Here is a 21,866-nt window from a genome sequence, read left to right on the forward strand (position 1 = left end):
CATGCTCGATTTGTACCTGTTCCAACTGCTCAACGGCCTGGGCCTGGGGATGATCTACTTCCTCATCGCCGTGGGCCTGACGATCATTTTCGGCCTGTTGAACTTCGTAAACTTCGCCCACGGCGCGTTCTTTTTGCTGGGTGCCTACCTGTGCTACACCGCCGTGGCCCTCACCGGCAACTTCTGGCTGGCGCTGCTGATTGCACCGCTGGTGGTGGCTGCGCTGGCCTGGGCGGTCGAGCGCTTGTTGATCAAGCGTATCTACCACCTGCCGCATACCTTCCAGATCCTCGTCACCCTTGGCATCGCGCTGATCATTCAGGAAGCCTCGGTACTGATCTGGGGCCCGGTGGGCAAGAGCATCGCCGTACCGCCGGAGTTGCGCGGGGTGCTGATCCTCGGTGACTTCATCTACCCCTACTACCGCCTGTTCCTGATCGGTTTCGCCGCACTGATCGGCCTTGGCCTGTGGCTGCTGCTGGAGCGCACCCGCTTTGGCGCGCTGGTGCGGGCCGGCAGCGAGAGCACCGAAACCGTGTCGCTGCTGGGTACCAATATCTTCCGCCTGTTCTCGCTGACCTTCGCCCTGGGCGTAGGCCTGGCTGGCGTGGCCGGTGTGCTGTTTGCACCGCTACGGGGCGCCCAGCCGTTCGTCGGCCCGGAAATCCTCGGCATCGCCTTCGTGGTGGTGGTGATCGGTGGCATGGGCTCGTTCGGCGGCGCACTGGTCGGCGGCCTGCTGGTGGGTGTGGTGCAAAGCATGATGACCAGCCTCTGGCCGCAAGGCGCCAGCCTGATGATCTACGGCGCCATGGCCGCGGTGATCCTGGTCCGTCCCTATGGCCTGTTCGGGAGAGCGTGAGATGAGCGAGAAAAATCCAATACCCGTCGCCAAGGGGCGCGCCCCGGCGCTGCTGTTGCTGGTGGTCGCCAGCCTGGTGGCGCTGCCGCTGCTGTTGCCTTCGGCCACCCTGGCCACCGAGATCCTGATCTTTGCCCTGGCCGCGCTGGCCTGCAACCTGCTGCTGGGCTACACCGGCCTGCTGTCGTTCGGCCAAGGCATCTTCTTTGGCGTGGGCGCTTATGGCGCGGCGCTGCTGATGATTCACCTGCAGTGGGGCATGTTCGCCGCACTGCTGGGTGCAGCGGTGTTCGGCGCCTTCCTGGCGCTGCTGGTGGGCGCCCTGGCGATCCGCCGCACGGGCATCTACTTCGTCATGCTGACCCTGGCCTTCAGCCAGATGGCCTACTTCCTGGCCTATACCCTCAGCGGCTGGACCGGCGGTGACAACGGCCTGCTCGACGTACCCCGGCCAAATATCGAAATCGCCGGCCATGTGCTGGTCGACCTGGCCGACCCGCGGCACTTCTACGTGTTCGTCGCCGTGCTGTTCCTGCTGATCTTCGCCGGCGCCCTGCGGGTGATCCGTTCGCCGTTCGGCAGCACCCTGCTGGCCATTCGCGAAAACGAGACACGCGCCGCCGCCATCGGCTACGACACCCGCCACTTCAAGATCCTGGTGTTCATGCTGTCGGGCGCCATCACCGGTATCGCCGGGGCGCTGTACGCCATGCTGCTGCACTTTGCGCCGCTGTCGAACATCGACCTGATGATGAGCGAGAACATCCTGATCATGACCATCGTCGGCGGCACCGGCTCGCTGTTCGGCTCGCTGCTGGGGGCTGGCGCCATCGTGCTGCTGGGCGACGTGCTGTCGGAGCTGTGGCCACGCTGGCTGATGCTGCTGGGGGTGATCCTGATTCTGGTGGTGGTGTTCATGCGCGGCGGTCTGTGGGGCGGCCTGGCCGACCTTGGCAAGCGCCTGCTGGTCAGCCGCAATGCCAATGACAAACCCCAGGCCAAGACCAAGGAGACCCTGTGATGAGCGACTACCTGCTGGAAACCCGCCAGCTGGAACTGGCCTACGGGCCGTTCAAGGCCGTCGCCGGCGTAGACCTGAAAGTGCGCGCCGGCACCATCCACACCGTCATCGGCCCCAACGGCGCCGGCAAGACCAGCCTGTTCCACTGCCTGACCGGCGAGCGCCAGGCCACGGCAGGCAAGATCCTGTTCAACGGTCAGGACATCATCCGCAAGCCGTCCCACGGGCGTGTAGCGCTGGGCATGGCGCGTTCGTTCCAGCTCACCAGTCTGTTCCAGAACCTGTCGGTGCGCGAGAACCTGCGCCTGGCGGCCCAAGGCCGCGATGGCCTGGGTGCGCTGAACTTCTGGCGCAGCGTCGAGCACAAGCGCAGCCACTGGGACACCGCCGACCAGGTGCTGGAACGCCTGAAGCTGACCGGCCGTGCCGAGACCCTGGCCGGCGAGCTGTCGCACGGCCAGCAGCGGGTGCTGGAAGTGGGCATGTCGATCTGCGCCAAGCCCACCTTGCTGATGCTCGACGAGCCCACCTCGGGCATGGGCATCGATGACATCCCGGTCATGACCGCGCTGATCAGCGACCTGGGCCGCGACCACACCGTGCTGCTGATCGAGCACAACATGAGCATCGTCATGTCGATCAGCCAGCGCATCACGGTGATGAGCCACGGCCAGATCCTGGTCGAGGGTACCCCTGAACAGGTGCGCAACGATGAACGCGTGCGCACCGCCTACCTTGGAGAGGCCGCCTGATGCTCAACGTCGATTCGATCCACTCCTACTACGACAAGAGCCACGTGCTCGAAGGCGTCTCGCTCAAGGTCGAGGCTGGTGAACTGGTGACCCTGCTGGGCCGCAACGGTGCCGGCAAGACCACCACCTTGCGCAGCATCCTCGGCATCGTCCGCCCCCGGCAGGGGCAGATCAGCTTCAACGGCCAGCAGCTGGTTGGCCGAGAAATCTTCGACATTGCCCGGCAGGGCATTGCCTTGGTACCGGAACATCGCGGCATCTTCCGCCAGCTCAGCGTCGAGGAAAACCTGAAGATTGCCGTGCGCAAGACCAGCCGCTGGCAGCTGGAGGATGTGTACAGCATGTTCCCACGGCTGAAGGAGCGGCGCCGTAACGGTGGCTTCGCGCTGTCCGGTGGTGAGCAGCAGATGTTGGCCATCGCCCGCGCGCTGCTCAACGGGCCCAAGCTGCTGATCCTCGATGAACCGACTGAAGGTTTGGCGCCGGTGATTGTTGATGAGCTGGTGAAGATTCTGCGGCGGATCAAGGACGAAGGCCTGTCGATTTTACTGGTGGAGCAGAACCTGATGGTCTGCGATGCCCTGGCTGACCGCCATTACGTGCTGGAGCAGGGCCGGGTTGCCTATCAGGGCAGTGCGGCGCAGTTCCGGGAAGACCCGAGTATCAAGAACCGGTATCTGGCGCTTAGCGCCTGATAGAGACCTCGTTTTCCTGTGCCGGCCTATTCGCGGGTAAACCCGCTCCTACAACGGTATCACCACCCTGTAGGAGCGGGTTTACCCGCGAAAGGGCCAGCACAAGCAACCCAGTACTTTCAGGAGAGATGAACCATGAACACCCGCATCGATCCCACGCAGCACCTGCTAGGCCAAGGCCCTCTGGTCAGCCGCGAACGCCTCTGGCAATCACTGATGGACCTGGCCCGCCTCGGCGCCACCGCCAAGGGCGGTGTGTGCCGCCTGGCCCTGACCGACCTCGACCGCCAGGCCCGCGACCTGTTCGTGCGCTGGTGCGAAGAAGCCGGCTGCACCGTCAGCATCGACGCCATCGGCAACATCTTCGCCCGCCGCCCCGGCCGCAACCCTGCCCTGCCGCCGGTGATGACCGGCAGCCATATCGACACCCAGCCCACCGGCGGCAAGTTCGATGGCTGCTACGGGGTCATGGCCGGCCTCGAAGTGATCCGCACCCTTAATGACCTGAACCTGACCACCGAAGCGCCACTGGAAGTGGTGGTGTGGACCAATGAAGAAGGCTCGCGCTTCCCGCCGTGCATGATGGGCTCTGGCGTGTTCGCCGGTAAGTTCGGCCTGCAGGAGACCCTGGACAAGGTCGACGACCAGGGCCTGTCGGTCGGCGCCGAGCTGCAGCGCATCGGCTACGCCGGCCCGCGCGTGCCCACCGGCCATGCCGTCGGCGCCTACTTTGAAGCCCACATCGAGCAAGGCCCGGTGCTGGAAGACCAACGCACCACCATCGGTGTGGTCCAGGGCTGCCTGGGGCAGAAATGGTTCGACCTGGTGCTGACCGGCGTGGAGGCGCATGCCGGCCCCACCCCCATGCACCTGCGCAAGGACGCCCTGGTCGGTGCTGCCGAAGTGGTGGCGGCGGTCAACCGCGTGGCCCACGCCCACCAGCCGCATGCCTGCGGTACGGTCGGCTGCCTGACCCTGCACCCGGGCTCGCGCAACGTTATCCCCGGCCAGGTACACATGACCATCGACCTGCGCCACCTCGATCCCGAACACCTCGCGGCGATGGTCAGCGAAGTGCGCGCGGCCATCGAGTCCGCCAGCGCGAAGCACGGGCTGAGCTATCAACTGACGCCGACCGCCGACTTCCCGCCGCTGTACTTCGCCGAACAGTGCGTTGACGCCGTGCGCCAGGGCGCACGCGCGCTGGGCCTGAGCCACATGGATATCGTCAGCGGCGCCGGCCACGATGCGATCTTCCTCGCCGAGCTGGGCCCGGCCGGGATGATTTTCGTGCCATGCGAAGGCGGCATCAGCCACAACGAAATCGAGAATGCCGCACCGCAAGACCTGGCCGATGGCTGCGACGTGCTGCTGCGCGCCATGTTCCAGGCCGCCAACCCGGGAGCCCGTTGAGATGACCCAGAAAACCGCGATTGGCGAGTTCACCGCCGTCGAACTGCTCGAGCTGTACCAGCGCCGCCAGTTGTCACCTGTCGAGGTAGTCGACGACGTGCTGGCGCGCATCGACCTACACAACCCGGCGGTCAATGCCTACTGCCATGTCGACGGCGAAGGTGCCCGCGCCGCCGCCCGTGCCAGCGAGCAGCGCTGGCAACGTGGCGAACCCTGCGGCCGGCTGGACGGCGTGCCCGCCTCGATCAAGGACCTGACCCTGACCCGTGGCATGCCCACCCGCAAAGGCTCGCGTACGACCTCGGGCGCAGGCCCATGGGAGGTTGATGCGCCCTTCACTGCCTTCATGCGCGAAGCCGGCGCGGTGCTGGTGGGCAAGACCACCACCCCGGAGTTCGGCTGGAAGGGGGTCACCGACAACCCGCTGTATGGCATTACCCGCAACCCCTGGGATACCCGGCTGACCGCCGGTGGTTCGTCTGGCGGTGCAGCGGCAGCCGCCGCGCTGAACCTGGGCGTGCTGCACCAGGGCAGCGATGCCGGTGGCTCGATTCGCATCCCGTGCGCCTTTACCGGCACGTTCGGCATCAAGCCGACATTTGGCTATGTACCGCAGTGGCCGGCCAGTGCCATGACCGTGTTGTCGCACCTGGGGCCAATGACGCGCACCGTAGACGACTCGGTATTGATGCTCGACTGTGTGGCCCGCCCCGATCCACGTGACGGGTTGGCCGGTGCGCCACGACAGGCCCCGTGGTTGGGCCAGCAGCCAGACCTCAGCGGCCTGCGTATCGCCTACAGCGCCAATTTTGGTTACGTGCAGGTCGACCCGCAGATCCAGGCGCTGGTGGCGCAAGCAGTACAGCGCCTGGTGCGGCTCGGTGCGCAGGTGGAGGAAGTGGACCCGGGCTTCAGCGACCCGCTGGAAACCTTCAATACCCTGTGGTTTGCCGGCGCAGCGCGGCTGGCCAGTGCGTTGAGCGATGAACAGCAGGCATTGCTGGACCCCGGGTTGCGCTGGATTGCCGAACAAGGCGCACAGATCAGCTTGAGTGAATACACCCAGGCGCTGGAGGCACGGGCGGAGTTGATTGCAAAGATGAATGCCTTCCACCAGCGCTATGACGTGCTGGTGTCGCCGATGCTGCCATTGGTGGCGTTCGAGGCCGGGCATAACGTGCCGCCGGGGTCTGGCATGGCGCAGTGGATGGAGTGGACGCCGTTCAGCTACCCGTTCAACCTCACCCAGCAACCGGCGGCTTCAGTGCCTTGCGGGTTTACCCGCGAAGGGTTGCCGGTTGGGCTGCAGGTGGTGGCCGGGCGCTTCGCCGATCAGCAGGTGCTGCGGGTGTGCAAGGTGTATGAACAGCATTACCCAAGCCGGCACCTGCAGGCACCGCGTTGACATTCTGGGGCTGCTTTGCAGCCCTATCGCGACACAAGGCCGCTCCTACAGGGGATCGCGCACTCCTTGTAGGAGCGGCCTTGTGTCGCGATAGGGCCGCACAGCGGCCCCGGCAGACTCAGCCCAAACGCCCGGCTGGCGCATACGGCGCCGGGTCAATGATCGGCTCGGCACCGGTCAGTAAATCGGTAAACAGCTGGCACGAAGCCGGCGCCAGCACCAACCCGTTACGGTAATGCCCGCAGTTCAGCCACAACCCCGCAAGCCCTGGCACCGGCCCAATGTACGGAATACCCTCCGGCGACCCCGGTCGCAGCCCGGCCCAGTGCCCCACCACCGTGGCCCCTTCCAGCTCAGGCAATAACTCCACCGCCGAAGCCTTCAGGCTCTCCAGCGCATCCCCGGTCGGGGTCTTGTCATACCCGGCATGCTCCAGCGTACTGCCCACCAGAATGTGCCCATCACGCCGCGGAATCGCATAGCGCCCCTTGGCCAGCACCATGCTCGGCAGAAAGTCTTCGGCACACTTGAACAGAATCATCTGCCCCTTCACCGGCTCCACCGGCAGCTCCAAACCAAGCGTATGCAACAGGTCGCCGCTCCAGGCGCCAGCACTGAGCACCACCTCATCCGCTGCCAGCACGCCGTCGGCCGTCTGCACGCCGGTCACCCGCCCGCCCTGCTGGGCAAAGCCGGTGATCTGGCAATGTTCGCGCAGTGTCACATTAGGCAGCGCCAGCAGCGCCGCCTTCAGCGCCTTCACCAGGCGCGGGTTGCGCACATTGGCCACACCCGCCATGTAGATGGCGCGCTTGAAACCCGGGCCCAGCACCGGCACCGCGTCATAGGCTGCCGAGATATCCACGGCACTCAACGGCCGCTGCTCGCGCTTCGCCCAGGCCAGCGCTTCGGCTTCGTCGTCCAGGTCCAGCCAGTACAGGCCAGTGGTGTGCACTTCGGGGTCGACGCCGGTGCTGGCGAACAAGCGCTCGCCCAGCTGTGGATAAAAGTCCTGCGACCAGTGCGCCAGGGCAGTTACTGCCGGGCTATAGCGCCATGGGTACAATGGCGAGACGATACCGCCGCCGGCCCAGGACGACTCGCGGCCGACCTCGCCCTGATCACACACCAGCACCTGGCCGACCTTGGCCGCCAGGTTGAACGCGGTCAGCAGGCCGATCACCCCGCCGCCGACCACCACTACTTGCTTGCTCATCTGTCGATCCAACACCTGAAGTAAAACCGCGATGCACCGGGCACCATTCAACCTTCAGCTTCCCCAGCAGTGCGCGCCATGTTCAGCGGCACCCGGATTGCGCTGCACGCCGGCCTGGTCGAGCTGGAAATCGCCACAGCCATCCTGCGCCATCAGCCCATGCGGCAGCCGCCGCGCGCGCAGCGTGAAGGTGTCGCTGTCGCGTTGGGCCTGCAGGCTGTAGTAGCGGGTACCGTCGGGCAATGCCGGGTCGCCCTCGGCGTATTGGCCGGTGCGAACGCGGTGGCGCTCCAGGCGCAGGGCGGCATCATGCAGCAGGCCAACCACTTCGCTGCGCGCGGCTCGCCGAAGCTGGTCGCTGTAACTGGGGTAGGCAATGGCTGCCAGAATGCCGGTCACGGCCAGCACAATCAACAACTCGATCAGGCTCAAGCCTTGCTGCATGTCAGTCTCCTCGCAATCTTTGCCGCCAGCTGATACGTCGGGTTGTGCCGTTGGCCACGGCGTAGACCGCTTCCAGTGCATGTCGTGACTGGAGTTGCTTGCTGACAGCGGTTACCCGGAACAGGGTGACCGGCTGCCCGTCGGGCATGTGCGCGGCACGCTTACTCGTGCCAAGATTCTGCAGGTAGAAATAACCACTCTGCGTGCCTTGCCACTGCTCGGCCAGATCGTGCGGTCGAGCTGGCGGCAGGCACCCGGTACACGGCTCAGGAGGTGCCCGCTTGAGCTCACCCACCCCTGCGTGCAACGTTGCCTCAGCTTCTTCGAGTGCCAGCAGACCATCGCGCACGTAGCCGGCCATTCGCGTTTCCACCAGGGCATCACGCAGGGCCGAGGCAGTCAGCAAGCCGAGCAGCAGGCTCAGCACCAACGCCAACAGCATCACGACACCTCGCTGGCGCTTCATGACGCAGGCACCGCATTGCGCAGCGCCACGCTCACTTCATGGCGCTGTTCGACCTTGAGTGTGGGCTCATACAACGTCAGCGCGATATCTACCCGCTCCCCTTGGGGCATTTGCACACGCTCAAAACGCAGCTCTCGCACATTCTCGACCAGGGGTTGTGGGTTGCTTGTACCTCGCTTGAACTTCAGCCCATTGTCCTTGAGCTGATAGACGTACCGACTAATGGGATATGCAAAGGGGTAGCGCTCATCCCGTACTTTTTGTACGAGCACTTTCATGTTGCAGTCCGTTTGCACAAACCATTCAGGCGCGCCGGCTTGTCCTGGCAACTCCGCCACGACCAGGCTGAGGCTGGTGGTGTTAACTTCCAGCGGCTGGTCGAATGCCTGCCGTGCCACCGGGTCTTTGAAGTCATCAGGCTCGATCCGCAAGCAACCAAACATCCCGGCCATGCGGATATCCTGGGCCATACGCAGCAATGCCTGCCGCGCTTCATCCTGCATGCGTAGCGCAGTACTTTGCAGGCGCCAGGTCTGGTGAGCAGCTGTAAACAGCTGACTAGCCACCGCCAGCAGCATCAACCCAATAGCCAGCGCCAGCATCAGCTCAAGCAAGCCGAAACCACGTTGAACGCGCCTCATCGGCGCCCCCGCTCATGCTCACTGTGCACCGCCATTGCCGCCTGCCCATCGCGGCGCGCGCTGTCCACCGCCTGCAGGGCCTTCAACTGCAACCCCGCCGCTGCGAACATGCCCACGGCCACAACCACCACCGCCAACAACACTTCCAGGAGCGTCATGCCCCGTTGCCTTGCCTGCATCCCTGCACCTCCTGCGACTTTTCCCGCAATGGCCTTGAACTCGGGCGACTGGACCTCTTGCCCAGCGACCACGAAGCTATTAGCCAAGCACTTCCAGGGCGGAATGCACGGTGAAGCAACGCGGCGTAACACTGATACAAATGTTGTCGGCCTTGGCCGTGGCGATGTTGCTGACACAGCTCGGCATGCCGGCCTACGCCAGGATGAGCGATGACCTGCACAGGGCGGCAGCGGCGCGTGACTTGGCCCAGGCCCTGCGCAGTGCACGCAGCCATGCGCTATTGCAAGGGCAGCCGGTGCTGGTGCAGGCGTTGGACGGTAACTGGGGGAATGGTTGGCGGGTGGAGCTGGAGCATAACCGGCAGGTGTTGCGTGAGCAGCGGTTGGCACGGCCGCTGAAAATCACCAGCAGTAAAGGCGAGCAATTCAAGTTCAGTGCACAGGGGGTACCGATGAACCTGGCTAACAGTTGGTTCTCGTTTAGTCTGGAAGTGTGCGAGCGGTCATCTGCCACCAGCCGCTATCGAGTGGTGATGGCATCGACCGGAAGGGTCAATCTGCTCACAGAGAGCCGAGATAATAACCGGTGCCCCGGCTGACGCGGTCATTGTAGGAGCGGCCTTGCGTCGCGATGGGCCGCAAAGCGGCCCCGGCAATCTCAGCTTTGACGCGAAAATCCTGGGGCCGCTGTGCGGCCCATCGCGACGCAAGGCCGCTCCTACACGGGGACCGCGTAATCCCCGAGCACAATCAGATCAGCGACCGAACCCGCAGCTCTTTGGGCATCGAGAAGGTGATGTTCTCTTCGCGCCCATCCAGCTCTTCAGCGCCAGTGGCGCCCCAGGCCTTGAGCTGTTCGATCACCCCACGCACCAGCACTTCGGGCGCCGAAGCACCAGCAGTGATGCCGATCCGTGCAGCCTGGTCGAACCAGCCTCGCTGCAGGTCTTCGGCACCGTCGATCAGGTAGGCCGGGGTGCCCATGCGCTCGGCCAGCTCGCGCAGGCGGTTGGAGTTGGAGCTGTTCGGGCTGCCGACCACCAGTACCACGTCGCTCTCACCGGCCAGCTGCTTGACGGCGTCCTGGCGGTTTTGCGTGGCATAGCAGATGTCGTCCTTGCGCGGGCCGCCGATGTTCGGGAAGCGTGCACGCAAGGCGTCGATGACACGGCTGGTGTCATCCATCGACAACGTGGTCTGGGTCACGAAGGCCAGGTGGTCCGGGTCGCGCACCTGCAGGTTGGCCACATCGTCCTCGTCTTCGACAAGGTAGATGGCGCCGCCATTGCTGGCGTCGTACTGGCCCATCGTGCCTTCGACTTCCGGGTGCCCTTCGTGGCCGATGAGAATGCACTCACGGCCATCGCGGCTGTACTTGGCCACCTCGATATGCACCTTGGTCACCAAGGGGCAGGTGGCATCGAACACTTTCAGGCCACGCCCAGCCGCTTCCTGGCGCACGGCCTGGGAAACACCGTGGGCACTGAAGATGACGATGACATCGTCCGGCACCTGATCCAGCTCTTCGACGAAGATGGCGCCACGGTTGCGCAGGTCTTCCACCACGAACTTGTTGTGTACCACTTCGTGGCGCACATAGATCGGCGGGCCGAAAACTTCCAGCGCGCGGTTGACGATCTCGATCGCCCGGTCGACCCCCGCGCAGAAACCGCGAGGGTTGGCGAGTTTGATTTGCATGCTCGGCTCCAGGCTTACAGGGCCTTCACCTCGAGGATCTCCACCTCGAAGCTCAGGGTCTTGCCAGCCAGTGGGTGGTTGAAGTCGATGGTCACCTGCGCGTCATCGAAGGCCTTGACCACGCCCGGCAACTCGGCGTTGGCAGCATCGTTGAAAATCACCAGCAAACCTTCGGACAGCTCCATGTCGGTGAACTGCGAGCGCGGCATCACCTGCACGTTCTGCGGGTTAGGCTGGCCGAAGGCACTCTCCGGGGCCACGGTGACGGTGCGCTTGTCACCGGCCTTGAAGCCGAAAAGCGCAGCTTCAAAGCCCGGCAGCAGGTTACCGTCGCCGACCTTGAACACGGCCGGGGACTTGTCAAAAGTGCTGTCGACGGTGTCGCCGTTTTCCAGGTGCAGCGCGAAGTGCAGGGTGACTTCGGTGTTCTGGCCGATACGGGTGTCAGTCATGGACCGGATCCTCGGACTTTTTGCTCTTGAACATATCCAGCGCCAGCATCACCGCACCAACGGTGATGGCGCTGTCGGCCACGTTGAAAGCCGGGAAGTAATGGCGGTTCTGCCAGTGCACCAGGATGAAATCGACCACATGGCCCAGCACGACGCGATCGTACAAATTGCCAATGGCCCCACCCAGCACCAGCGCCAACGCCACGGCCAGCCAGGTCTCGTTGCGCCCCAGGCGCTTGAGCCATACCACCAGCACGGCACTGACCACCACGGCGATCAGGGCGAACAGCCAGCGCTGCCAGCCGGCGCCATCCGCCAGGAAGCTGAACGCGGCGCCGGTGTTGTAGGCCAGGGTCCAGCTGAAGTAGTCAGGGATGACCACAATCTGCTGGTACATGGTCAGGGCATTATTGAAGTACAGCTTGGTGGCCTGGTCGACGACCAGGACCAGCAAGCTCAGCCACAGCCATGCCAGGCGCCCGAGGCGCCCCGCTGCAGGGTTAGGCATAGTGGCGCACCTCTCCCGAACCGGTCAGGTTGTCGACGCAACGGCCACAGATTTCCGGGTGCTCCGGGTGGCTGCCGACGTCGGCGCGGAAGTGCCAGCAACGGCCGCACTTGGTGTGGCCGGACTTGACCACTTGCAGCTTGAGGCCTTCGACTTCGGTGGCTACCGCTTCGGCCGGAGCCTGGGCGAATGGCACCACACTGGCGGCCGATGTGATCAGCACGAAGCGCAGTTCGTCGCCCAGCTTGCCCAGGTCGGCGCTCAGGCCTTCGTCGGCGTACAGGGTGACTTCGGCCTGCAGGTTACCGCCGATGACCTTGGCGGTACGCTGGTTTTCCAGCTCCTTGTTGACCGATGCCTTCACCGCCATCACGCGGTCCCAGTAAGCGCGGTCCAGCTCGGTGCCTTCCGGCAGCTCGCTCAAGCCCTGGTACCAGCCGTTGAGCATTACCGACTCGTTGCGCTCGCCCGGCAGGTACTGCCAGATTTCGTCGGCGGTGAACGCCAAAATCGGCGCGATCCAGCGCACCAGCGCTTCGCTGATGTGGTACAGCGCGGTCTGGCAGGAACGGCGGGCGACACTGTTGGCGCCGGTGGTGTACTGGCGGTCCTTGATGATGTCGAGGTAGAAGCCGCCCAGTTCCTGAACGCAGAAGTTGTGCACCTTGGAGTAGACGTTCCAGAAACGGTACTCACTGTAGTGCTCTTCCAGCTCGCGTTGCAGCAACAGGGTGCGGTCCACGGCCCAGCGGTCCAGGGCCAGCATGTCTTCCGGGGCCAGCAGGTCGCGGGCCGGGTCAAAGCCGGACAGGTTAGACAGCAGGAAGCGCGCGGTATTGCGGATACGCCGGTAGGCGTCGGCGCTGCGCTGCAGGATCTGCTCGGAAACGGCCATTTCACCGGAATAGTCGGTGGCCGAAACCCACAGGCGCAGGATGTCGGCACCGAGGGTGTTGTTGACCTTTTCCGGCTCGATGGTGTTACCCAGCGACTTGGACATCTTGCGGCCGTTCTCGTCCACGGTGAAGCCGTGGGTCAGCAACTCGCGGTACGGCGCGTGGTTGTCGATGGCGCAACCGGTCAGCAAGGACGAGTGGAACCAGCCGCGGTGCTGGTCGGAGCCTTCCAGGTATAGGTCGGCGCGCGGGCCGGTGGCGTGACCGATGTCATGCGAGCCACGCAGCACGTGCCAGTGGGTGGTGCCCGAGTCGAACCACACGTCGAGGGTGTCGGTGATCTTGTCGTACTGGCCGGCTTCGTCGCCCAGCAGTTCAGCCGCGTCCAGCTTGAACCAGGCCTCGATGCCTTCCTTTTCGACGCGTTGGGCAACGGCGTCCATCAGCTCGACGGTGCGCGGGTGCAGCTCGCCGGTCTGCTTGTGCAGGAAGAACGGGATCGGCACACCCCAGTTGCGCTGACGCGAGATGCACCAGTCCGGGCGGTTGGCGATCATCGAATGCAGGCGCGCCTGGCCCCAGGCCGGGACGAACTTGGTCTCTTCGATGGCTTTCAGCGCGCGCTCACGCAGCGGCTCGCCGGTGGTTGGCTGCTTGTCCATGCCGACGAACCACTGCGCGGTGGCGCGGTAGATCAGCGGGGTCTTGTGGCGCCAGCAGTGCATGTAGCTGTGGCTGATGGTTTCGGTGTGCATCAGCGCACCGACTTCGCTCAGCTTGTCGACGATGGCCGGGTTGGCCTTCCAGATGAACTGGCCGCCAAAGAATGGCAGCGACTCGACATACACACCGTTGCTCTGCACCGGGGTGAGGATGTCGTCGTTGACCATGCCGTAGCGCTTGCAGGTGACGAAGTCGTCTTCACCGTAGGCTGGCGCGGAGTGCACCACGCCGGTACCGGCGCCCAGCTCGACGTAGTCAGCCAGGTAGATCGGCGACAGGCGGTCGTAGAACGGGTGTCGGAAGTTGACCAGTTCCAGCGCCGAACCCTGGGCGGTGGCGATCACCGAGCCTTCCAGGTTGTAGCGTTTCAGGCACGACTCGACCAGCTCTTCGGCCAGCACCAGCAGGCGCTCGCCGGTATCGACCAGCGCGTACTTGAACTCCGGGTGGATGTTCAGCGCCTGGTTGGCCGGGATGGTCCACGGGGTGGTGGTCCAGATCACGATGGCGGCTGGCTTGGCCAGCGAGGCCAGGCCGAAGGCGTCAGCCAGCCTGGCCTCGTCAGCGACCGGGAAGGCCACGTCGATGGTCTGCGATTTCTTGTCAGCGTACTCGACTTCTGCCTCGGCCAGGGCCGAACCGCAATCGAAGCACCAGTTCACCGGCTTCAGGCCCTTGAATACGAAGCCTTGCTTGACCATCTCGGCCAGGGCGCGGATTTCACCGGCCTCGTTGGCGAAGTTCATGGTCTTGTACGGGTTGTCCCAGTCACCCAGCACACCCAGGCGGATGAACTCGGTCTTCTGCCCTTCGATCTGCTCGGCGGCGTACTCGCGGCACAGCTCGCGGGTGCGGTCGGCAGACAGGTGCTTGCCGTGGGTAACCTCGACCTTGTGCTCGATCGGCAGGCCATGGCAGTCCCAGCCCGGCACGTACGGCGCATCGAAGCCGGCCAGGGTCTTGGAGCGGACGATCATGTCCTTTAGGATCTTGTTCAGCGCATGACCGATGTGAATCTTGCCATTGGCATAGGGCGGGCCGTCGTGCAGGACGAACTTGGGACGATCCTTGCCAATTTCGCGCAGCTTCTGGTACAGGCCAATGCTGTCCCAGCGCTGCAGGATCTGCGGTTCGCGCTGAGGCAGGCCGGCCTTCATGGGGAAGGCGGTGTCCGGAAGGTTAAGCGTGGCTTTGTAGTCGGTCATTTCAGGCTCTTGGTTAGCGGTTGAGCGTGCCAATGTGCACGTGCGGCGGCGATATCCGCATCGATCGCCGACTTCAGCGCCTCCAGGGAGGCGAATCGCTGCTCTTCACGCAGCTTGTGGTGGAACTCCACCGTCAGGCGCCGGCCATAAAGGTCGCCGGCATAGTCCAGCAGATGAATTTCCAGGTGCGGGCGCCCGTCACCGGCAACGGTGGGGCGCACGCCGATGTTGCCGACACCCGGCCAGGCCTTGCCGTCGATCTCGATGCTGGCCAGGTAGACCCCGGACAGCGGCACGCGGCGGCGCTTGAGCTGGATGTTGGCGGTTGGTGTGCCCAGCTGGCGAGCCAGCTTCTGGCCATGCAAGACACGGCCGGTAATGCGGTACGGCCGGCCCAGCAAGTGCTCGGCCAGCTCGAAGTCGCCTTCGGCCAGGGCCTTGCGTATTTCGGTGCTGCTGACCCGCAGGCCGTCCTGGATCACCGTGTTGGCGGCCTCGACGGTGAAACCGTATTGCTTGCCAGCCCCGACCAGGAAGCCGAAGTCGCCGGCGCGGTCGCAGCCAAAGCGGAAGTCATCGCCCACTTCGAGGTGGCGCACACCCAGGCCGTCGACCAGGATGGCCTTGACGAAGGCATCGGCGCTGAGCTTGCTCAGGCGTTGGTTGAACGCCAGGCACAGTACCCGGTCGATGCCTTCGGCGGCCAGCAGTTCGACCTTGTCGCGCAGGCGGGCCAGGCGCGCCGGGGCGGTGTCGGGGGCGAAGTACTCGCGCGGTTGTGGTTCGAAGATCACCACGCAGGTCGGCAGGCCTAAAGCCTGGCCGCGCTCGCGCAGGCGCGCCAGGATTGCCTGGTGGCCGCGGTGAACCCCGTCGAAGTTGCCAATGGTGGCGACACAGCCCCGGTGCTCGGGGCGCAGGTTGTGAAGACCTCGAACCAGCTGCATAACGCGCTTCTTGCTCATAAAGTGGCCGATTATAACCACACCCGGGCGCCGGTGACAGGCAGCAGCGCCCAAGGGCGGCGTGGAATGCGAAAAACCGACGCCTGACCCGCCCGAAGCCTTAGTGCAAGGCCTTGCGGGCAAAATGCCGCGGCCGGAAGCCGCACAGGTACAGGCAGCCAAAATAGGTCACGACGCCCGCCAGGATCAGCGCCCCCAGGCGCATGAAGCGCTCGAGCATGATGCCCTGCTCCCAGGCCGGCATGTAGTGCATGCCCGCCAGCAGTACGGCCGACATCAGCGCCACGGCCAATACCAGCTTGAGCAGGAACATGGCCCAGCCTGGCTGCGGCTCGAACAGCTGCTGGCTGCGCAGCTTCCAGAACAGCAAGCCGGCATTCAGGCAGGCACCGAGGCTGATCGCCAAGGCCAGCCCGGCATGTGCCAGCGGGCCGACCAGCGCCAGGTTGAACAGCTGGGTGCAGACCAGGGTAAACACCGCAATCTTCACCGGCGTGCGGATATTCTGCTGCGCATAGAAGCCGGGTGCCAGTACCTTGACCAGAATGATCGCCAGCAAGCCTACGGAATAGGCCATCAGCGCCCGCTGGGTCATGGCCGCATCAAACGCACTGAATTTGCCGTACTGGAACAGCGCCACGGTCAACGGCTCGGCAAGAATGGCCAAGGCCAGGGTGCACGGCAACACCAGCAGGAAGCACAGGCGCAGGCCCCAGTCGAGAATCCGCGAGTACTCTTCGCGGTCTTTGTTGGCGTAGGTCTTGGCCAGGGTCGGCAGCAGGATGGTCCCCAGCGCCACGCCCAGCACGCCCGAAGGCAGCTCCATCAGGCGGTCGGCGTAATACATCCACGACACCGAGCCGGCCACCAGAAACGAGGCGAAGATGGTGTTGATGATCAGCGAGATCTGGCTTACCGACACCCCCAGAATCGCCGGCAGCATCTGCTTGAGCACTCGCCACACGCCGGTATCGCGCAGGTTCAGGCGCGGCAGCACAAGCATGCCGATCTTCTTCAGTGCCGGCAGCTGGTACAGCAACTGCGCCAGGCCACCGGCCAGCACACCCCAGGCCAGGGCCATGATGGGCGGGTTGAAGTACGGCGTGAGCAGCACCGCGAAGGCGATCATCGCCACGTTCAGCAAGGTCGGGGTAAAAGCCGGTACCGAAAAACGGTTCCAGGTATTGAGGATCGCCCCGGCCAGGGAAGACAGCGAGATCAGCAATATATAAGGAAATGTCACCCGCAACAGGTCGGTGGTCAGCTGGTATTTTTCAGCGCTGTCGACAAAACCCGGCGCCGTCGCCCACACCACCCACGGGGCCGCCAGGATGCCGATGGCGGTGACCAGGGCCAGGACCAGGGTCAGCAAGCCACTGACATAAGCAATGAAGGTGCGTGTCGCCTCCTCGCCTTGCTGGGTCTTGTATTCGGCCAGGATCGGCACGAAGGCCTGGGAAAAAGCACCCTCGGCAAAGATACGCCGCAGCAGGTTGGGCAGCTTGAATGCGATGAAAAAGGCGTCGGTTGCGACACCTGCCCCAAAAATACGCGCCAGGATGGTGTCGCGAATAAAGCCCAGCACCCGCGAAATCATGGTGATCGAGCTTACTGCAGCCAGGGATTTGAGCAGATTCATCGAAAAGATTCACGCCAATGACAGAGGACGCTGCCAGACAGCGTCCGAATGTGCGATACTCCCGCGCCTTCGCAGGGGAGCCAAAAATTCCCGAGTGTACAGGTCGCGCAGCAGAAAGGAATCTTTCCGGCTTGTTGGCGCACCGCTCGGCGGAACCTTGCAAGTGGCCTTGACATCCGGTCGACTGATCGGCATGATTCGCGGCCTATTTTGTTTGCTATTTACCTAAAGTCTTTCGAGGAGCTCGACGGTGGCCAACACACCTTCCGCCAAGAAACGTGCAAAACAGGCTGAGAAGCGTCGCAGCCACAACGCCAGCCTGCGTTCCATGGTCCGCACCTACATCAAGAATGTAGTTAAAGCCATTGACGCAAAAGACGCCGAAAAAGCGCAAGCCGCTTACGTTCTGGCTGTACCTGTAATCGACCGTATGGCCGACAAGGGTATCATCCACAAGAACAAGGCTGCTCGTCACAAAGGCCGTCTGAATGGCCACATCAAGGCGCTGAAAGAAGCTGCAGCTGCCTAAGCGACGTGCAAGTCGAAAAGCCGACCCTAGGGTCGGCTTTTTGTTGTCTGCGATTTATGCATGCCCCGGGGGCGCAACGCTTTTTGTAGGAGCGGCCTTGTGTCGCGATCGGGCTGCAAAGCAGCCCCGGCAATACCTGCATAGCAGCTGAAATCGAGGGGCTGCTGCGCAGCCCGATCGCGACACAAGGCCGCTCCTACAAAAAAGCAGGCCTGTGTTTGCCCGGTGTTACTTGGCTATCTGAATTTTCGGCGCCCACTGCAGCCACTGGTCCTCGGCCTTGTCGAATAAGGCAAAGGTCTGCTGCGGCCGTGCCGGGTTGCCCATCTGCTCGCCATCCGGCGTCGCGAAGGCAATGCCACCATCGATCAGGGTCTCCACCGACTCGGTACGCACTGTAGCGCCCTTGAACAACCCCCAATCGAAGCCGAAGCCGCTGCTGTTCCAGAAGCGGCTGCCGCTGCGCACCAGGGCTGCATAGCGCGGTTCGATAAGGATATGGATCAGCACCCGGTCAGCACTCTGGCCCAGCTCGAAGCCCGTCACCTTGCCCACCGCCACCTCTCGGTAGGTCACCGGCACACCCGGCTTGATCGAGCCACGCCGCGGCGCGCTGAGCGTCAGTGGCAGGCCAACCTCTGGCCCTGCCACCTGCGGCGCATCGGCCAAGGCAATGAAATCGCGCTGCGGTCCACGGTCTTTGGCCGCCGGCTGCACTTCCAGATACTGCCCACCAATCAGCGTGTCAAGATTTTCAGTGCGCACCAGGCCCAAGGCCGGTTTGACCACCCAGAACTGCGTACCGGCACGGGCAATGCGGTTCGCCGCTTCGGTAATACGCGCCCGCAGCAGCACCGCCTGCAGGTCGTCAGTGAGGTCGACACTCTCGATGCTGCCCACATCCAGGCCGCGGAAGCGAATGGCCGTACCCGGCTTCAGGCCATCGGCGCGATCGACCCGAATGGTGATCAAGGTACCAGCACGGTTTACCGCCTCTTGGCTTTCAAGCAGGCGGAAGCGCGGAATATGGCGCTTCAACGGCACATCGGGCCGCGGCGTATCGAATGCGATACCGCCAGCCATCAGCGTCTGTAGCGATTCACTCTTGATCTTGATGCCCGAGAGGCCGCCAGTCAGGGTAATGCCGCTGACGTTCCAGAAGCGCGACGACCCGTTTACAAGCTTCTCGTATTCCTTCTCGATGTGCACACCGATCAGGATGCGGTTGCTGTTGCGGGCGAACTGGTAGCTTTGCACACTGCCCACCTTCACTTGGCGGTACATCACCGGGCTACCGACCTCCAGCGAGCCCAAGGTATCGGCGAACAGCACCATGTGCAGGCCCGGCGCCTTGAGGTCGAGCGGTGGCGCCTTGGCGCGCGCTTCGAACTCACGTTCCGGCCGCTGCCCCCTCTCACCGGGGCGAATGGCAATGTAGTTACCTTTGACCAACGCTTCCAGGCCGGTGATACCCGCCAGGGAAATCGACGGCTTCACCACCCAGAACTGTGTGCCCTCAACCAGGTAGTCTTCGGTCAGCGGGTCCAGGGTCAGCTCAGCCGAGGCGCTGGCCAGGTTGTCTTCCATCTTCAGGGTTTTCAGCGAACCTACCTGGATACCCTTGTACATCACCGGCGTGCGGCCCGCCTGCAGGCCTTCGTAATCGCTAAGCTTCACCTTGACCCGGATACCGGCCTGGGCTGCGTCGAAGTCTTCATACAGGCGGAATGGCAGGCTCGGGTCGGTGGGCGGGCTGTCCTTGCGGTGCTCTGGCGTCGCAAAGGCAATACCCCCGGCAACGATGCTCGAAAGCGACTCGCTGCGCACCTTCACCCCGGAGAGCGACGCATCGATACTGACGCCGCTGGCATTCCAGAATCGCGTGTGCTTACGCACCAGGCTGGCATAGGCTGGTTCGATGAAGACCTTGACCTCGACGGTACTCTGGTCTTCGGATAAGCGGTAGCTTTTGACCCGGCCTACCTGGATCTGCTTGTAGAACACGGGGCTGTCACGGTTGAGCGAACCCAGCCGCTCGGCCTTGAGCATAAGGTGCAGGCCCGGCTCGCTATCGGACAGCGGTGGCGCCACTTTCAGTGCCTTGAACCGCTTGGTAGGCTCGCCCTCCCCTGGGCTGACTGCAATGTAGTTACCGGACACAAGCGTTTCCAAGCCAGAAATACCTGCCAGGCTGACACTTGGCTTCACCAGCCAGAAGCGTGTGCCCTTGTTCAGATGAGGCTCAGCAGCTTTGTTCATCTCGATCGTGGCGATTACACCCTGATTGTCGCCCTTGGCATCGAGCACCAGGCTCTTCACCTTGCCAACCGGCATACCTTTGTAGATGACCTCGGTCTTGTTGGCGACGATGCCGTCGCCCGACTCAAAGCGTACTTCAATCTCCACACCGGCATCACGGTAGGCCTGCCATGCGAGCCAGCCACCGATCATCAATGCGATCAAAGGCAGAATCCAGATAGCCGACCAGTTCGAAGCGGGGCGGGTTTTAGCCGTTGGCAAGTCACTCATGGTCGTCATCCGACTCCGTGTTATCCCAAATCAGTCGGGGATCGAAAGTTAAAGCGGCAAGCATTGTCAGGATCACCACAGTTGCGAAGGCGACAGCGCCCAGGTTGGCTTCGACACTGGCTATTCGGCCGAAATTCACCACGGCCACCAGAATGGCTATGACGAAGATATCCAGCATGGACCAGCGCCCGATAAATTCGATGAAGCGGTACATCAATATTCGTTGCCGGGCAGATAACGGCTGCCGGCGTTGCACGGAGTACAACAGCAAGCCGATGCCCACCAGCTTGAACGTGGGCACCAGGATACTGGCAATGAACACCACCGCCGCAATCGGCACCATGCCATGCTTGAGCAGGGTGATAACCCCGGACATGATCGTGTCCGGGCTGCCCTGGCCGAGGGTGCTCACAGTCATGATCGGCAGCAGGTTGGCCGGGATGTACAGGATCGACGCGGCAATCAGCAGCGCCCAGGTACGCACGATGCTGTTCGGCCGGCGCGCATGCACGATGGCGCCGCAACGCGTGCAGGTTTGCGAAGTGCTGCCTGGTTCTTGCCGGTTCAGCTCGTGACATTCATTGCAGACCAGAATGCCCGCATCAATCGCCCGCATGCAGGTCCTCCCCTGATAGCGCACTCCAGATCTGGTGGGGTGACATCACCACTTCGAGCCACACCTGGATCAACAACAGACTGATAAAACAGAACAGCCCCAAGCCTACGGTCAGTTCGGCCAAGTCCACCAGTTTGACGATGGCCACCAGCACGCCCATGAAATAGACCTCGAGCATGCCCCAGTCGCGCACGTGGTGATAGAGGCGGTAGAACACCAGCCCATAGTCCCGCCCTACGTTCAGGCGAATACTCAACAACACGGTCAGCTGGCATAACAGCTTGATCAGCGGTATGGCCATGCTGCACAGGAACACTACTACGGCGACGCCGCGCATTTCCGAGTTATAAAGGCCCAGCACACCGCTCCAGACGGTATCGTCCGAAGTCTGGCCGAGCAGGTGCAGCTGCATGATTGGCAGGAAATTGGCCGGGATGAACAGCAACAGTGCTGTAAGCACCAGGGCCAGGCTGCGGTTAACCACGTTGTGCCGGTGGGCATAGAGCTCGTAGCCGCAGCGCGGGCATTGGGCTTTTTCATCATGCTGAAGCACGGGTTTGCGCAGCAGCAGGTCGCATTCGTGGCAAGCGACAAGCTCGTCCAGTGGCAACTTGGCCAGTGATTCAGGTTCGACAGGATTGGACATATAGCGCTTCTGAATAGGTGCGTGGGACTATTCTAGTGTGATGGCTCGAATTGTGGGAGGACATCGCCTTCCAGGCTCACGCGATGTCTATCCTGTGGCGCGATCTTTGTAGGAGCGGCTTTAGCCGCGAAGCAGGCGACGCGTTGCATGGCACCGGCTTTGCCGGTGTTCGCGGCTAAAGCCGCTCCTACAGGGGATCTGTACAAGACCGGGGGATCTGTGTGGGGCCCGGCGCTTTCGGCCCAGAAAGACAAAACCCCTACCTGCATGTGCAGATAGGGGTTTTGCGAAATGAATCTTGACGATGACCTACTCTCACATGGGGAAACCCCACACTACCATCGGCGATGCATCGTTTCACTGCTG

General features: G+C 63.2%; 22 protein-coding genes. 8 read left to right on the top strand and 14 right to left on the bottom strand.

The window, feature by feature from the left end; genetic code table 11:
* The first annotated feature begins 1 nt into the window (after position 1).
* From ACIP02_RS19435 to ACIP02_RS19460, 6 genes are all read left to right on the top strand, one after another.
* The gene (locus ACIP02_RS19435) at positions 2-862 is read left to right on the top strand and encodes a branched-chain amino acid ABC transporter permease (protein WP_400619353.1); all 861 of its coding nucleotides are present in this window, start codon (positions 2-4) and stop codon (positions 860-862) included.
* A gap of 1 nt (position 863) precedes the next feature.
* Positions 864-1,883, top strand: a complete 1,020-nt coding sequence (locus tag ACIP02_RS19440) for a branched-chain amino acid ABC transporter permease (RefSeq protein WP_400619356.1) — start codon at positions 864-866, stop codon at positions 1,881-1,883.
* Complete coding sequence (locus ACIP02_RS19445) at positions 1,883-2,635, top strand: ABC transporter ATP-binding protein (protein WP_400619359.1); 753 nt, start codon at positions 1,883-1,885, stop codon at positions 2,633-2,635. The genes ACIP02_RS19440 and ACIP02_RS19445 overlap by 1 nt, the downstream gene beginning before the upstream one ends.
* Positions 2,635-3,330, top strand: a complete 696-nt coding sequence (locus ACIP02_RS19450; protein WP_100774543.1) for an ABC transporter ATP-binding protein — start codon at positions 2,635-2,637, stop codon at positions 3,328-3,330. Before ACIP02_RS19445 ends, ACIP02_RS19450 begins: the two co-directional genes overlap by 1 nt.
* A 135-nt stretch (positions 3,331-3,465) precedes the next feature.
* Positions 3,466-4,743: a Zn-dependent hydrolase gene (locus ACIP02_RS19455; RefSeq protein WP_400619361.1), complete on the top strand. Its 1,278-nt coding sequence runs from the start codon at positions 3,466-3,468 to the stop codon at positions 4,741-4,743.
* 1 nt (position 4,744) lies between these two features.
* Positions 4,745-6,148, top strand: a complete 1,404-nt coding sequence (locus ACIP02_RS19460) for an amidase (RefSeq protein ID WP_400619362.1) — start codon at positions 4,745-4,747, stop codon at positions 6,146-6,148.
* 118 nt (positions 6,149-6,266) lie between these two features.
* On the opposite strand, the gene thiO is transcribed toward ACIP02_RS19460, so the two are convergent.
* The 5 genes from thiO to ACIP02_RS19485 are packed head-to-tail and all read right to left on the bottom strand — an operon-like array spanning position 6,267 to position 9,094.
* Positions 6,267-7,364, bottom strand: coding sequence for a glycine oxidase ThiO (gene thiO / locus ACIP02_RS19465; protein WP_400619365.1), 1,098 nt, complete (start codon positions 7,362-7,364; stop codon positions 6,267-6,269).
* A 54-nt stretch (positions 7,365-7,418) separates the two neighbouring features.
* The gene (locus ACIP02_RS19470) at positions 7,419-7,808 is read right to left on the bottom strand and encodes a type IV pilin protein (RefSeq protein WP_400619367.1); all 390 of its coding nucleotides are present in this window, start codon (positions 7,806-7,808) and stop codon (positions 7,419-7,421) included.
* A 1-nt stretch (position 7,809) separates the two neighbouring features.
* Entirely contained in the window at positions 7,810-8,274 is a 465-nt protein-coding gene (locus ACIP02_RS19475) for a hypothetical protein (protein WP_400619368.1), read from the bottom strand.
* Positions 8,271-8,915 (bottom strand): PilW family protein, encoded by a 645-nt coding sequence (locus tag ACIP02_RS19480; protein ID WP_400619371.1) that lies wholly within the window; start codon positions 8,913-8,915, stop codon positions 8,271-8,273. Before ACIP02_RS19480 ends, ACIP02_RS19475 begins: the two co-directional genes overlap by 4 nt.
* A complete protein-coding gene (locus tag ACIP02_RS19485) occupies positions 8,912-9,094 on the bottom strand; it encodes a prepilin-type N-terminal cleavage/methylation domain-containing protein (RefSeq protein ID WP_400619374.1) in 183 nt (60 codons plus the stop codon). Before ACIP02_RS19485 ends, ACIP02_RS19480 begins: the two co-directional genes overlap by 4 nt.
* A 110-nt stretch (positions 9,095-9,204) precedes the next feature.
* On the opposite strand from ACIP02_RS19485, the gene ACIP02_RS19490 reads away from it, so the two are divergent.
* Positions 9,205-9,693, top strand: coding sequence for a GspH/FimT family pseudopilin (locus tag ACIP02_RS19490; RefSeq protein ID WP_400619376.1), 489 nt, complete (start codon positions 9,205-9,207; stop codon positions 9,691-9,693).
* Between the two features lie 151 nt (positions 9,694-9,844).
* Here the strand turns inward: ACIP02_RS19490 and ispH are convergent, their stop codons facing one another.
* The 6 genes from ispH to murJ all read right to left on the bottom strand — a co-directional run bounded on the left by ispH (position 9,845) and on the right by murJ (position 17,180).
* Positions 9,845-10,792, bottom strand: coding sequence for a 4-hydroxy-3-methylbut-2-enyl diphosphate reductase (ispH, locus tag ACIP02_RS19495; RefSeq protein ID WP_201206498.1), 948 nt, complete (start codon positions 10,790-10,792; stop codon positions 9,845-9,847).
* A gap of 14 nt (positions 10,793-10,806) precedes the next feature.
* Positions 10,807-11,244, bottom strand: coding sequence for an FKBP-type peptidyl-prolyl cis-trans isomerase (gene fkpB, locus ACIP02_RS19500; protein ID WP_400619378.1), 438 nt, complete (start codon positions 11,242-11,244; stop codon positions 10,807-10,809).
* A complete protein-coding gene (gene lspA / locus ACIP02_RS19505) occupies positions 11,237-11,752 on the bottom strand; it encodes a signal peptidase II (protein WP_400619381.1) in 516 nt (171 codons plus the stop codon). Before lspA ends, fkpB begins: the two co-directional genes overlap by 8 nt.
* On the bottom strand, positions 11,745-14,576 hold the full coding sequence (ileS, locus tag ACIP02_RS19510; RefSeq protein ID WP_400619384.1) for an isoleucine--tRNA ligase: 2,832 nt from the start codon (positions 14,574-14,576) through the stop codon (positions 11,745-11,747). Before ileS ends, lspA begins: the two co-directional genes overlap by 8 nt.
* Positions 14,573-15,523: a bifunctional riboflavin kinase/FAD synthetase gene (gene ribF, locus ACIP02_RS19515; protein ID WP_400619387.1), complete on the bottom strand. Its 951-nt coding sequence runs from the start codon at positions 15,521-15,523 to the stop codon at positions 14,573-14,575. Before ribF ends, ileS begins: the two co-directional genes overlap by 4 nt.
* 118 nt (positions 15,524-15,641) lie before the next feature.
* The gene (gene murJ / locus ACIP02_RS19520; RefSeq protein WP_201206488.1) at positions 15,642-17,180 is read right to left on the bottom strand and encodes a murein biosynthesis integral membrane protein MurJ; all 1,539 of its coding nucleotides are present in this window, start codon (positions 17,178-17,180) and stop codon (positions 15,642-15,644) included.
* A 250-nt stretch (positions 17,181-17,430) separates the two neighbouring features.
* Between murJ and rpsT the strand changes: the two genes are divergently transcribed.
* Positions 17,431-17,709: a 30S ribosomal protein S20 gene (gene rpsT, locus ACIP02_RS19525; RefSeq protein ID WP_003247625.1), complete on the top strand. Its 279-nt coding sequence runs from the start codon at positions 17,431-17,433 to the stop codon at positions 17,707-17,709.
* A gap of 228 nt (positions 17,710-17,937) precedes the next feature.
* On the opposite strand, the gene ACIP02_RS19530 is transcribed toward rpsT, so the two are convergent.
* Genes ACIP02_RS19530 through ACIP02_RS19540 form a run of 3 tightly spaced genes read right to left on the bottom strand, consistent with a single transcriptional unit; the run spans position 17,938 to position 21,500 of the window.
* Positions 17,938-20,238: an MlaD family protein gene (locus tag ACIP02_RS19530; RefSeq protein ID WP_400619390.1), complete on the bottom strand. Its 2,301-nt coding sequence runs from the start codon at positions 20,236-20,238 to the stop codon at positions 17,938-17,940.
* Complete coding sequence (locus tag ACIP02_RS19535) at positions 20,231-20,854, bottom strand: paraquat-inducible protein A (RefSeq protein ID WP_400619393.1); 624 nt, start codon at positions 20,852-20,854, stop codon at positions 20,231-20,233. Before ACIP02_RS19535 ends, ACIP02_RS19530 begins: the two co-directional genes overlap by 8 nt.
* Entirely contained in the window at positions 20,841-21,500 is a 660-nt protein-coding gene (locus tag ACIP02_RS19540; RefSeq protein ID WP_400619395.1) for a paraquat-inducible protein A, read from the bottom strand. The genes ACIP02_RS19535 and ACIP02_RS19540 overlap by 14 nt, the downstream gene beginning before the upstream one ends.
* Between the last annotated feature and the right edge of the window lie 366 nt (positions 21,501-21,866).

It is taken from the genome of Pseudomonas sp. NPDC089408 (assembly GCF_044749445.1).
In the GTDB taxonomy this organism is placed as follows: Bacteria; Pseudomonadota; Gammaproteobacteria; order Pseudomonadales; family Pseudomonadaceae; genus Aquipseudomonas.

Bases quoted from the DNA above. Each gene is read 5' to 3' on its own strand.
- ACIP02_RS19435 (WP_400619353.1), top strand. From the start codon at position 2: ATGCTCGATTTGTACCTGTTCCAACTGCTCAACGGCCTGGGCCTGGGG.
- ACIP02_RS19450 (WP_100774543.1), top strand. From the start codon at position 2,635: ATGCTCAACGTCGATTCGATCCACTCCTACTACGACAAGAGCCACGTG.
- ACIP02_RS19485 (WP_400619374.1), bottom strand. From the start codon at position 9,094: ATGCAGGCAAGGCAACGGGGCATGACGCTCCTGGAAGTGTTGTTGGCG.
- ribF (WP_400619387.1), bottom strand. From the start codon at position 15,523: ATGCAGCTGGTTCGAGGTCTTCACAACCTGCGCCCCGAGCACCGGGGC.
- ACIP02_RS19530 (WP_400619390.1), bottom strand. From the start codon at position 20,238: ATGAGTGACTTGCCAACGGCTAAAACCCGCCCCGCTTCGAACTGGTCG.
- ACIP02_RS19470 (WP_400619367.1), bottom strand. From the start codon at position 7,808: ATGCAGCAAGGCTTGAGCCTGATCGAGTTGTTGATTGTGCTGGCCGTG.
- ACIP02_RS19540 (WP_400619395.1), bottom strand. From the start codon at position 21,500: ATGTCCAATCCTGTCGAACCTGAATCACTGGCCAAGTTGCCACTGGAC.
- murJ (WP_201206488.1), bottom strand. From the start codon at position 17,180: ATGAATCTGCTCAAATCCCTGGCTGCAGTAAGCTCGATCACCATGATT.
- ACIP02_RS19480 (WP_400619371.1), bottom strand. From the start codon at position 8,915: ATGAGGCGCGTTCAACGTGGTTTCGGCTTGCTTGAGCTGATGCTGGCG.
- ACIP02_RS19535 (WP_400619393.1), bottom strand. From the start codon at position 20,854: ATGCGGGCGATTGATGCGGGCATTCTGGTCTGCAATGAATGTCACGAG.
- ACIP02_RS19475 (WP_400619368.1), bottom strand. From the start codon at position 8,274: ATGAAGCGCCAGCGAGGTGTCGTGATGCTGTTGGCGTTGGTGCTGAGC.
- lspA (WP_400619381.1), bottom strand. From the start codon at position 11,752: ATGCCTAACCCTGCAGCGGGGCGCCTCGGGCGCCTGGCATGGCTGTGG.
- fkpB (WP_400619378.1), bottom strand. From the start codon at position 11,244: ATGACTGACACCCGTATCGGCCAGAACACCGAAGTCACCCTGCACTTC.
- ileS (WP_400619384.1), bottom strand. From the start codon at position 14,576: ATGACCGACTACAAAGCCACGCTTAACCTTCCGGACACCGCCTTCCCC.
- ACIP02_RS19445 (WP_400619359.1), top strand. From the start codon at position 1,883: ATGAGCGACTACCTGCTGGAAACCCGCCAGCTGGAACTGGCCTACGGG.
- thiO (WP_400619365.1), bottom strand. From the start codon at position 7,364: ATGAGCAAGCAAGTAGTGGTGGTCGGCGGCGGGGTGATCGGCCTGCTG.
- ACIP02_RS19455 (WP_400619361.1), top strand. From the start codon at position 3,466: ATGAACACCCGCATCGATCCCACGCAGCACCTGCTAGGCCAAGGCCCT.
- ACIP02_RS19440 (WP_400619356.1), top strand. From the start codon at position 864: ATGAGCGAGAAAAATCCAATACCCGTCGCCAAGGGGCGCGCCCCGGCG.
- ispH (WP_201206498.1), bottom strand. From the start codon at position 10,792: ATGCAAATCAAACTCGCCAACCCTCGCGGTTTCTGCGCGGGGGTCGAC.
- ACIP02_RS19460 (WP_400619362.1), top strand. From the start codon at position 4,745: ATGACCCAGAAAACCGCGATTGGCGAGTTCACCGCCGTCGAACTGCTC.